At 62.9% G+C, this 10,794-nt stretch carries 12 protein-coding genes; 11 read left to right on the top strand and 1 reads right to left on the bottom strand.

Features of this window, described 5'->3' with window-relative positions:
* Positions 1-715: 715 nt before the first annotated feature.
* From ACIQTW_RS19385 to ACIQTW_RS19340, 10 genes are all read left to right on the top strand, one after another.
* Complete coding sequence (locus ACIQTW_RS19385; protein WP_402940383.1) at positions 716-1,171, top strand: hypothetical protein; 456 nt, start codon at positions 716-718, stop codon at positions 1,169-1,171.
* Positions 1,172-1,261: 90 nt separating this feature from the next.
* A complete protein-coding gene (locus ACIQTW_RS19380) occupies positions 1,262-2,110 on the top strand; it encodes a hypothetical protein (protein ID WP_402940380.1) in 849 nt (282 codons plus the stop codon).
* A gap of 1 nt (position 2,111) precedes the next feature.
* Positions 2,112-2,627: a hypothetical protein gene (locus ACIQTW_RS19375; RefSeq protein WP_402940377.1), complete on the top strand. Its 516-nt coding sequence runs from the start codon at positions 2,112-2,114 to the stop codon at positions 2,625-2,627.
* Positions 2,624-3,889 (top strand): Ig-like domain-containing protein, encoded by a 1,266-nt coding sequence (locus ACIQTW_RS19370; protein ID WP_402940374.1) that lies wholly within the window; start codon positions 2,624-2,626, stop codon positions 3,887-3,889. Before ACIQTW_RS19375 ends, ACIQTW_RS19370 begins: the two co-directional genes overlap by 4 nt.
* 158 nt (positions 3,890-4,047) lie before the next feature.
* Positions 4,048-5,112, top strand: a complete 1,065-nt coding sequence (locus ACIQTW_RS19365; protein WP_402940371.1) for an FUSC family protein — start codon at positions 4,048-4,050, stop codon at positions 5,110-5,112.
* Positions 5,113-5,209: 97 nt separating this feature from the next.
* Entirely contained in the window at positions 5,210-5,707 is a 498-nt protein-coding gene (locus ACIQTW_RS19360) for a MarR family winged helix-turn-helix transcriptional regulator (RefSeq protein ID WP_402940369.1), read from the top strand.
* Between the two features lie 79 nt (positions 5,708-5,786).
* Positions 5,787-6,188, top strand: coding sequence for a hypothetical protein (locus ACIQTW_RS19355; protein WP_402940366.1), 402 nt, complete (start codon positions 5,787-5,789; stop codon positions 6,186-6,188).
* Positions 6,185-7,159, top strand: coding sequence for a serine/threonine-protein kinase (locus tag ACIQTW_RS19350; protein ID WP_402940363.1), 975 nt, complete (start codon positions 6,185-6,187; stop codon positions 7,157-7,159). Before ACIQTW_RS19355 ends, ACIQTW_RS19350 begins: the two co-directional genes overlap by 4 nt.
* A gap of 74 nt (positions 7,160-7,233) precedes the next feature.
* Positions 7,234-7,494, top strand: a complete 261-nt coding sequence (locus ACIQTW_RS19345) for a GlsB/YeaQ/YmgE family stress response membrane protein (protein WP_091463889.1) — start codon at positions 7,234-7,236, stop codon at positions 7,492-7,494.
* Between the two features lie 332 nt (positions 7,495-7,826).
* Positions 7,827-9,092 carry a hypothetical protein gene (locus tag ACIQTW_RS19340; protein ID WP_402940359.1) on the top strand — a complete coding sequence of 422 codons (1,266 nt, stop codon included), beginning with the start codon at positions 7,827-7,829 and terminating at the stop codon, positions 9,090-9,092.
* 25 nt (positions 9,093-9,117) lie between these two features.
* Here the strand turns inward: ACIQTW_RS19340 and ACIQTW_RS19335 are convergent, their stop codons facing one another.
* The gene (locus tag ACIQTW_RS19335; protein ID WP_402940356.1) at positions 9,118-9,873 is read right to left on the bottom strand and encodes a ZIP family metal transporter; all 756 of its coding nucleotides are present in this window, start codon (positions 9,871-9,873) and stop codon (positions 9,118-9,120) included.
* Between the two features lie 217 nt (positions 9,874-10,090).
* Between ACIQTW_RS19335 and ACIQTW_RS19330 the strand changes: the two genes are divergently transcribed.
* Positions 10,091-10,699 (top strand): TasA family protein, encoded by a 609-nt coding sequence (locus ACIQTW_RS19330; RefSeq protein WP_402940353.1) that lies wholly within the window; start codon positions 10,091-10,093, stop codon positions 10,697-10,699.
* The last annotated feature ends 95 nt before the right edge of the window (positions 10,700-10,794 follow it).

The raw sequence follows: 10,794 nt of genomic DNA, 5'->3' as shown, positions 1-10,794 counted from the left end.
ACATCGCCGAGGGTATCCAGGACTCCGGCACCACCCGCCAGGAAGCCTCCACCATCCTCGCCGCCCACGGCTAAACACCCCGCACAGCATCACCACAATGACTCCTCATGCTCCCCACGTGTTGAAATTGTCCCTACCAACGGCATTCAGCTGTGCAGCTTCAACTCTTTGGACGCTTCCCCGCAGCCGGTCTGACTCGTCCGGCTGACGTTCGCCCGCCGGACGGGTGTCAGTATCGTCAACAGCAGTAGTACGACGGCGGTTGGTTGCCTCTCTGAGGTGACTGGCCGCCGTCGGAGGTTAAGTGCCGCGGGGTCAAGTAATGAAACTGCAGCATTCGAACACCAGCGCAATTTTTGCTCAAGACAGGCACAAGGTTCGCGCAGTCCACAACCAGAGCCGGACGTGGCCGGCGGTTTCGGCTCCGCAAGTGCCCTGAAGCTGTTTCTTCAAAACTGAGTACAAACTGTCCCGTCCTAACGGCGGACACTGGGCCGCATCCAAGTAGTCACCTGCCGGAAACTGAGTACTCGCATGCGGGATGAACGTATTCCCGACCCCTTGTTCGAGCGGAAAAGTGAGGTACCCCGGACACTAGCCAGAGGGCTTGTGCGGACTGAACTATTGGGGTCATCGCTTCATCCGACAACACCGATCGGATGCTGGGGGTTGCGATGCGGCTCCCCGGGACGTAGATCAACCAAGGAGCCTTATCATGCGCAAGCTTTCCAAGAAGAGCCGGATCACAGCAGCCGTCGCCGGCGTGGCACTGGTGGCAGTTGGCGGCGGAGCCGCTTACGCCTACTGGACCACCACGGGTTCGGGCAGCGGCGAGGCTACCAATGCGCCTGGCGGCGGAACCGTAACCCTCCACGCTACGTTTGACGGCGGGCTCGCTCCCGGGAACCAGGTTAATGTGGCCTACACGGCAGATAACGCCACAACCTCCAGCACCGTGGTGGGTGCCCTCAGCGCCACTGTGACCACCAATGTGGCGACCTGTCTTCCGACCTGGTTCGAGGTCACGGCCAACACCAGCAACAGCCCTGTGGCTGCCGGCACCGCCGGGACGTCCGTTGGCAGCGGCGTGCTGAAGTTCAACGACAGCACCACGGAGAACCAGAACGCCTGCAAGGGTGCAGTCGTAACCGTCAACGTCACCAGCCTGTAGCGCCTGACCGCCGGGGACCACCTTGCGAGTGGTGGTCCCCGGCCTACGCATTTCTGCCCGCAGCCCCGAACACGTCCGAAAAGAGCTTCCATGGACCCCCGGCCTCAGCGAACAACGCCGTTCGGCCAAGCACGAGTGCCACTCCGTGCGCTCATACTGGCGCTCGTAGTTGCCCTGGTCCCGGTGGCGGCCCTCGCGGCCAGCAGCGGGCAGGGCGCCTCCCAAGGGAACCAAACCAAGGTCTCCAAAGGGTTTGTGGTCGCGTTGTCTCCCACAAGCCGGAGCCTGGACCAGGGGCAGTCCACCACGTATACCGTGTCAGCCACTTCCACGGGAGGCTTCACGGGAACCGTCATGTTCGCCGCCAGCGGGTTGCCGGCCGGAGCGGAGGCGGCCTGGCAACCGTCGTCGGTGGTTCTCACCTCCGGGAGCACCGCGCATATGACCATGACAGTGCAAACGGCACCCACCACAGCCGCCGGCAAAACGGACTTCACGGTGAAAGGCACCAGCGGATCTGTGCAGGCTTCAGCTCCGGCGCAGCTGCACGTGCTGGAGGTCAAGCGGTCATTTGACGTCACCGGCTCGGTGGACGGCTTGCTCGCACCGGGAACCACCAGGCCCGTGAACCTCCAGATTTCCAACTCCAGCAACAGGAGCATCGCCGTGACCAACCTGACTGTGGCTATCAGCCAAGTGGTCAGGACTCCCGCGGCGGAGGCGGCCAACCTGCCCTGCACCACGGCGGACTACAAGATCACCCAGTATTCGGGGGCGTATCCGCTGACGGTTGCACCGGGCACCCGCTCACTCTCCGCACTCGGTGTGCCGGAGTCCAAGCGACCGCAGATCGCCATGCTCGACTCATCCACGCTCCAGGACGGTTGCAAAGGCGCGACCCTCCAACTCGCATACACCGGCACGGGACAGGCGAACTGACATGAAGACCACAGTCCGAACTCCCCGCATTCCCGGCAAAGGGCGCCTGGCCCGAACCGCGGCCGCCACTGTGGCTCTCTGCATTCTGGGCGGCGTAGGGACCGCCTACGCGTACTGGGCCTCCACTGGCGCGGGAAGCGGATCGGCAACCAATGGCACCCTGCAGACCGTCACGGTGGACGCACTCGTCCCGGGCGATACCCTGCAAACCAGTCTGGTCCCCGGCGGGACTGCCGACGTCATCCTCCGGGCCTACAACCCGAACCCGCATGCCGTGACCATCTACGGATTCACATTGAATGGCCCCGTGACCGCTGATGCGGCCCACCCCGGCTGCGTCATCACCGGAGTGACGTTCACGCCCCCACCGGCACCGTTGGCACCCGCTGTAACCATTCAGGCGAACACCTCCCTCCAGCTCACGCTTGGCAATGCAGCCACCATGAGTTCGGCGTCGGTGTCCGCCTGCCAAGGCGCCACGTTCAATGTTCCCGTCACTCTGGAGGTGCGGAAGTGAGTCGGCTTCGTCATACCACTGGCGGGGCGACGTCCTCGCCCGCCACCTTTGGCCTCTGGAACAGGGTTGCCGTGATTGTGGCCGGCATTCTCCTCGTCTCGTGGGGAGGGCCGGCTGCCAGCGCGTTCTGGGGCTCGGTCAGCAGCGGTTTCGGGGCAGCCAAGGCCGACGCCGTAGCGCAGGGCGCGAGGCCCGCCACCGCCGTTTCCGGCACCAGCGTGACGGTCACTTGGACTGCAAGCACGACGGCGGCAGGACGGCCCGTGACCGGCTACAGCATCGCACGCTACGCCACAGCGACGGCAGGTACCGGGATGGCTGCGGCAGGAACCTGCGCGGGAACTATCGCCGCCCTCAGTTGTGTGGACAACAACGTTCCTACCGGGACCTGGTACTACGCTGTAACACCGTTGCTCTCGGCATGGCAGGGCGCGGAAAGCACCCGGAGCGCAGCTACGGCCTTGGACGCGACCCCACCCGTAGCACCTGTTATCACTGCCCCTGCGTACGTGTATTCCAGCAACGTGAACAACGTTCCCGTCAGCGGCACCGCCGAACCTGGTTCAACCGTGGTGCTCACGGTCACCGGTGCCGGGGCCCAGCCTTTGACGCAAACCATGACGGCCAACGGTTCCGGAAACTGGACGGCAGCACCGCTGAACACGAGCGCATTCAACGAAGGAACTATCAACTACTCAGCTCGTGCAACGGATGCAGCCGGCAACACCAGCCCTGCAGGTACGGCAGATTCCACGAAGGACGTGACCGCGCCGACGGTGACCGGGGTTCAGCTCACTAACGGCGGAACCACAGCCGGCAAGGTTGAGTCGGGCGATTATGTGACGCTGACATTCTCCGAGCCGCTTAGGGCCAGCACCATCTGTAGTACCTGGACCAGCCCCGACAGCACACAAACTGTGAGCGGCAACGGGAACAACCGGGTTGTGGTGAATGTCGGTTCCAACGACGTTCTTTCCGTGATTACCAATAGCTGCCCGGTGCTAAGAGTAGGCGCGGTTGCTCTCGGAGGACACTACGCATCGAGCAATTTGACTTTCGGTTCACCTAACAGCGGCGGCATTTTGCACTGGAGCTCCACAGCCCAAACACTCACTGTCACTTTGGGTGGAGGTAGTGCCGGAGGGGCGACCCTCACTTCGGACACTATCTTCCCGACTTACACCCCCGCCTCCGGCCTGACCGACGTCGCTGGGAACCAGCTTGGCACCTCGTCGGTACAAGGAGCCCCGTCCCGCTTCTGACCTCAGGAATGATCGTCAGATAGTGCCCCTCGCAGACGTGATAAGGGGCACTATCTGCGCCCATTGCCCGGGCAGCCCTAAAGCCCGGGCGTAACCTTGAAGCGGACGCCAGCGCCGCCGTCGTGCGTTTGATCCTGCGACGAAAGGCGAGCTGCCACTTGAAGGCTGTAGCGGAAATGTTCACGATGGGTCCTGGAAACAAGGACCACCATCCCGCACTCCGCTGCGCTGTAGGTGTGTTTGTTCCGCTGATTACTTTGACCTTGCTGGGACGACTGGATCTGGCAGTGTTCGCCTCGTTCGGTGCGTTCACCGGAATTTATGGCCGGAACGAGCACCACAGCGTGCGTTTCCGGAGCCAGTTGCGCGCCGGCGGCTTCATGCTTTTGATCGTTCTCCTGGCCACACTTATGGCTCGCTTTGCGCAGGCCGCGGGCATCGAAGGTGCAGCTTATTCCTGGCTCCTGACGGCTGCTACCACTGTGGTGGCCGGTGTCTGCTCCGTGGTGGTGGCTGCTTGGAGGCTACGGCCCGGCGGCTCGCTCTTTCACATTTTTGCCTTCGCTGCCATTGCCTCCATCGCCGCGCAGCCTCCCCTATGGGAAGCGATGCTGGTGGCGGTGGGGACTACCGTCTTTTGCTTGCTCATCGGCATGTCTTCACGCGTGCTCAGAAGCCACCGGACCCCGTGGAAACGGCCGCCACCCATCCGTCACACCGCAGCTGAGCGCCGGGCGATCTGGCTTGAGGGCGGTGGTTATCTCGTGGCCGCAGGGTTGGCGGGAACCATCGCAACGTTGGTAGGGGAGCGACTCGGGTTCGGGCACACCTATTGGGCTATGGTGGCGGCTGTGGTGCCGTTGGTGGGTCACTCGACGCGTCACAGGGTCAGTCGAGGTATCCAAAGGATCGCGGGAACGGTGATCGGACTGGTGCTGCTGGCCGGCATTCTCTGGCTCAACCCGGCACCGTGGGCCATGGTCCTGGTCATCGCCGCGTGCCAGTTCGGGGCGGAGATGTTCATCGCGCGGCAGTATTTGGTGGCGCAGGTCTTCGTGACGCCGCTGGCCTTGATTGCCACGCTGTTGGCCGCGCCGGTTGATCCGGCTTTGCTGCTCCGCGACCGCATCATCGAGACCGTCATTGGAGCCGCCGTCGGTGTGGCCGTCGTAGTGGCGCCGGCTGTTTGGCGTCGTATGCGGAGAAACGGGACAGGCTCTTAGCGCCTGAGACCTGGGGGTGCGGTCAGCACCGCCTGATCAGATCACCTAGGATCAATTGGTTAGACAAGCGAGATACATGTCTACCAAAGGACTGGTGATGAGCGACAGAAGTGAACGTCAGGGCTACTGGTACGGGCTGGAGCGCCGCAAGCAGATGGGCGCCGTGGACGTCCTGAATGCACTCAGGGACTACCGATCAGCCGAAGCTGACATGCGGCGCAGAACCCAGGCATCAACGGGGATGGGCGAAACGGACCTTCTGGCGCTCCGCTACTTGCTGGAAGCCGAGCGGGCCGGCAGGGATGTGGGGCCCAAGGAGTTGACTGTCCGCTTGGGAATGACTTCCGCTTCCATGACCTCGCTGGTGGATCGGCTGGTCAGGTCTGGCTATGTCACTCGCGAGCCGCATCCCACTGATCGACGAGCACTTATTCTCAGACCAACTCCAGGATCAGATCAGGAGGTACGCAGCACCCTGGGTGATATGCATGCCCGAATGATGGAGGTGGCGGGGACCCTGAGCGCTGAGGAATCAGCAGTTGTGGTGGACTTTCTCAGGCGTATGCGAGGGGCGATCGACGGCGTTGCCACCTAGTCCCGGCTGGACTTAAGTAGTAAGTACACATATAACTAGATAGCCAAGCTACTTACTAGGGAATGTGTGGGAGAGAACGATGACAGTCGCGCTGCGTGAACCAAGCTCCACACCAGTGGCTGAAAATACCGTTGACATTGTCACGGAACAGGCTATCCCCCAGGGGCCCGTGCACTGCGGTTCCCACATGGCCATCTCCGCCGGGCCATCCTACGACTCCATGCAGTGGGTTTCAGTTGAGCCGATCTGGCCCGAGTGGGCATGCGGTTGCGGCTTCCGGATGGATATTGACGCCCTGGACCCCGTGAGCGGTGTCTGGATCGCGGCTCTCCGCCGCCAGAGCCTGCAGCATGAGCTCGCCGTTGCCCAGAACACCCTCGAGCTGACGTTCAAAAAGGCGGTCGACGCCGGTGTCGATCCTCGCGCTCTGGCCGACGTGACCGGAGTGCCTGCCACCGAAATCGAAACCCTCCTTCAGTGACGCTCCTTGACCGGGCGGTCGTCCGCGCTGATCGCGGGGCCGCTGGAATGGATCGGCAGGTCGCTCAAACTGATCGGCAGGTCGCTCAAAGTGATCGCGGCGCGATGGCTGCCAGCTCGATGCACCCCGAGGTGGTGCTTGGAGGACGCTACCGGCTCGGCGCCCAGTTGGGTGGAGGCTCGGAAGCGTATGTCAACGAGGCCTTGGACCTGCTATCAGGCAAATCGGTAGCTGTGAAGATTTTCAGGTCAACGGACTCCATGGACAACGCCCCGTTCCGGCGGGAGCTGGAAATCCATGGACGGTTGCGGCACAAGAATATCGTTAGGGTCCTCGACTCCGGCGACACAGTAGACGCAGTAGATGCCGGCGACGCCGGTAAAACTGGCGCCGGCGCCAGTCAGGAAAGCCGCAGCTTTGTGGTGATGGAGCTGGTAGGGGGCAAGGACCTGCGTGGATTTCTGCAGAATAATGCTGCCTCTCCGGAGCAAACGGCCGCCTGGATGACAGACATTGCCCGCGCCCTGGCGCACGTCCACCGCAGGGGAATCGTCCACAACGACATCAAGCCCGGCAACATCCTGGTGGACTTCGCGTCCGACCCGCGCGGTCTTGGAACCGCGAAACTGGCGGACTTCGGAATTGCCATCAACGGACGCCACGCGGCCCCCAACTCTTCCTCGGGCACACCGCATTACCTCAGCCCCGAAGAGGTATGCGGCGGAACGTCCACAACCGCCAGCGACATCTACTCGCTGGGCCTGGTTGCACTTGAATGCCTGACCGGAACCAAAGCGTTCCCAGGCCCTCCCCTCGAGTCCATGGTGGCAAGGACTCTGGGGGAACCCCGAATTCCCGGCACGGTGCGGCGGCGCTGGTCCATGGTGCTTCATGCCATGACAGACCCCGATCCTGCCGGCAGGCCGTCTGCCAGCCAAGCCGTCGGCATGCTCCGCCGGCTCAGCTGGTAGCCAACAATCAGGCAGATAGCGGCATGTGTCCTTATGCCGAACTGGGGCCTCCACCATGAAAGAGAGAATGAAAAATGGGAATCATCGGTTGGATTATTTTGGGTTTGATTGCCGGCGCCATTGCAAAGGCCATCATGCCCGGTAAGCAGGGTGGCGGCTGGATCACCACGATCCTCCTCGGCGTCGTGGGCGCCGTACTGGGTGGTTGGATCGGCAGCGCGCTCTTTAAGGTGGGCATCAATGAGTTCTGGTCGCTTTCCACCTGGCTGCTCGCAATCGGCGGCGCGCTGCTGGTCCTCATCATCTGGGGACTGGTCACGCGCAAGAAGGCATAACTGACTGAACGCCAAGAGGCCCCGACGCTGCTGCAATTTCTGCAGGGTCGGGGCCTCTTTGCTGTATTCGAGACCATGACGTCCACCTGCTCATGTTCGCGTAGAAAGCGATGGGCAGGGGCGTCCTGGCTGATGGATGGCGCGAAGACGTACCCGGGCGAGCAGCACTGATGCGACAGAGCCCATAGTCGCCGCCCCTGTTTCGATGTGCAAAGCGATATTTACATCAGCCCTTCGGTCACAAATCTCCTGTAACTGTCCGGGTGCATACGACGTCAAAGGGTCGGTTACGCTGCTCAAAGCCACGCAACTCCGCACGCATAGGGCCACCAATGACGCACTCTTTTGCAGCCGATCACGCCACCCCGCAGCCGGGAACTTCGCCCGAACCCAGCGCCGAACCCAGCATCGAACCCAGCTCCGAACCCGGCGTCGAACGCGGAGCCGCCGGCACTGCCCTGGGAGCTTTCGGAATGGCGGGCGCCGTCGGTGTATTCGCTTTTCTCCTCCACATGTTGACCCAGTATTCGCCGCGGATTGGTCCTGGTTACGCGGGCTGGCAGCAAGACGCCGTTGACACGCCGTTGGCGGCCCTTCGCTGGTTCCTCGGCGACATGACCGAGCCACTGTTCTACAAGTCCGATCTCGCCGCGCTCGGACTACTCGCGGGCGCAGTGGTCGCGTGGTGGGCTGGCCGGAGAGGTTCGAAATGGGCGGGATCCCTTAGCTATGGGACGGGCCTTTGGCCTTGGGTTCTGGCATCAGCGTCCATGAGTTTGATTCTGTCCAATCTGATGTTCGGATGGATGCTCGACGACGGATGGCAGCCAACGTTTGTGCCTTTCGTTTGCGTCGCGCCCGCCCTGGTCCTTATGTACGGCGCGGGTTGGCGGACCTGCATCACCGGCGCGGTGCTTGGGGCGGCCATTACAACACCCTTGGCGCTGTTGTTCATACCCACCATCGCAGAACCGCTTGGCCTGCCGGCCGTGGTGGGGAGCGTCCTCGCAATGTCGGTGGGTTCGGTCATCTCGTTCCTGGCCGCCCGGCGGATGCCGTGGCTTGTCCTTCGGAAGCATCGACCGCCGACGCAACCGGAGTTGCCGCCGTCGAGCTTCAACCGAAACTTGGCCGGCGATGCCGTTTGGGCTGCGCGCAGGGTGCTTAAGGACTTCACTGAAACCCATTTTGTCGCCAACGAGCTCGCCGCGGCCTGTGTGATCCTGGCTGTGGCGGCGGCTTTCGTCCTGAACCCGGCGCTACCGTCGTACGGGACGGGCCTGCTGCCGCACATACTGTTTGCCCAGGCATTGACCTCGGCCATCGGCGTCTCGCTGTGGCGGGGCTGGTACCGCGACGGAGGATGGGCGGCCACCTACGCGCCCGTGGTATCAGTGGCTCCTGCGGCAGTACTCGCGTATGGCGGCTCCTGGACGGCAATAGTGGGCGGTGCCGTGATGGGTGCTGTCCTCGCACCGCCCCTGGCCAGGGCAATATCCGCGCGGCTGACGGCGGGCTTCCATCCAGTCATCGGCAATACAGCGGCCATGGCCGTCTCGACGGCGGTTGCGTTGCCGCTAATTGGGCTGCTGCACTAGTTTGCAGGGACTTTGCCCGCGTAGCTCAGCCGCCGATGTGGTGAATAGTAAACGCGCTCAGGAATCCGACGGCGGCCGTCAGCCCGGTCAGGTTATGGTGCTCCTCAAATGCCTCGGGAATCATGGTGTCGGCAAGCATGGCCAGGATTCCACCTGCAGCGATGGCGGTGATGAACGCGATCACGGTCTCCGGAGCGTTTTCCAGAGCGGTGTACCCAAGGAGTGCGGCAAGCCCGCTGAACACAGCAATGCCAGCCCACGTCCCAAAGACGTAAGCGGGGCTGCGTCCGGCCTTCTTCATGCCTGCCGTGCTGGAAAGGCCCTCCGGCACATTCGAAATGAAGACGGCGGCGAGCATGGCCGGGCTAACTGCCCCTCCGGCCAGGAGGCCGACGCCCAAGACCACTGATTCCGGAATGCCGTCAATGAGGGCCCCAACTGCAATCGCGGTGCCGCTTCCAGGGGAGTCCTTTTCTGAGGGCTGAGCGCCGCTGGAACGCTTACGATGCTTGGCTCCGGCGCGGGCAAGGAGGGCGTTGGAACCCACAAAGATGAGGGCGCCCAGAAGAAAGCCCAGGACCGTGGGGAGCAAACCGCCGCCTTGCACGGCTTCGTCCACCAGTTCGAAAGCCAAGGCAGAGATTAATACCCCGGCGCCGAATGCCATCACCGTGGACACGATTTTGGGCGGTACTTTCCAGATCCACGCGATACCCGCCCCAAGGACCAAGGCCCCGCCGGCAAGTGTTCCCCATATCAGGGCCTGCAACCACATTGGCATTGTCGTGCTCCAATCAGCCGTTCATGTGCACCAAGAAGTGTTGCACATGAGGTCTGTGTGGCTGCTGGAAGTCTTGATGGTTTCCTGAGGAATTGTTGACCGAACATAGGATTTGTTCTTGATCCGGGCCCGGCACAGTAGTTCTTGCCAGCCAGAGAGGCTGGAAAATGAACGGCCGGCCGGACCCGCGGTGGCCTCCCGAAAGGACCATACTCAGATGGCCATCAGCCTCAAGACCACCTCCGGCAAAATCCTCGCCTCGGTCGCACTGGTCGGCACCGCAGCCGCAGTGGCCGGCATGGGCACCTACGGCGCGTTCACCTCCTCCACCTCCGCCTCCCAGGCAGTCACCGCCGGGACCGTCACCATCGCCCTCGGCGCCCCCGGCCCGGCCAACACCCTCAACGTCCCCATCGCAGGCCTGCTCCCGGGCGACAAGGTCGAAAAACTCGTCACCCTGGCCAACACCGGCAACTCGGACCTGAACAACGTCACCCTCACCACCTCCGCCGGGACCACCGCGTCCCTGCTCACCACCGACGCCACCAACGGCCTGCAACTGACCATCGAAAACTGCTCCGTCGCCTGGACCGGCGCCGCAGCCCCCTACAGCTGCACGGGCACCAAAACCACCGTGGTCGCGTCCTCACCGGTGATCGCCGCGAACAAAGTCCTGACCAACCTCACCTCCCTGACCTCGGCCAAAACCGACAACCTCAAAGTCACCACCGCGTTCCCCACCACCGCGAACAACGACTTCCAAGGCGCCACCTCCACCATCGCCTTCGCCTTCACCGGCACCCAACGCACCGAAACCACCAAATAACAGCAACACAACAGCCCCGCCGGGCCTGATCGGGCGCCCCCCTGCCCGATCAGGTCCGCCGGTAAAGCCATACCCAACAACGAAAGGAACGCCAG

Origin of the sequence: Paenarthrobacter sp. NPDC090517 (assembly GCF_044769165.1) — a bacterium.
In the GTDB taxonomy this organism is placed as follows: domain Bacteria; phylum Actinomycetota; class Actinomycetes; order Actinomycetales; family Micrococcaceae; genus Arthrobacter.
Note: the sequence above shows the minus strand (reverse complement) of the source record. Positions and strands in the feature narration are given on the sequence as shown.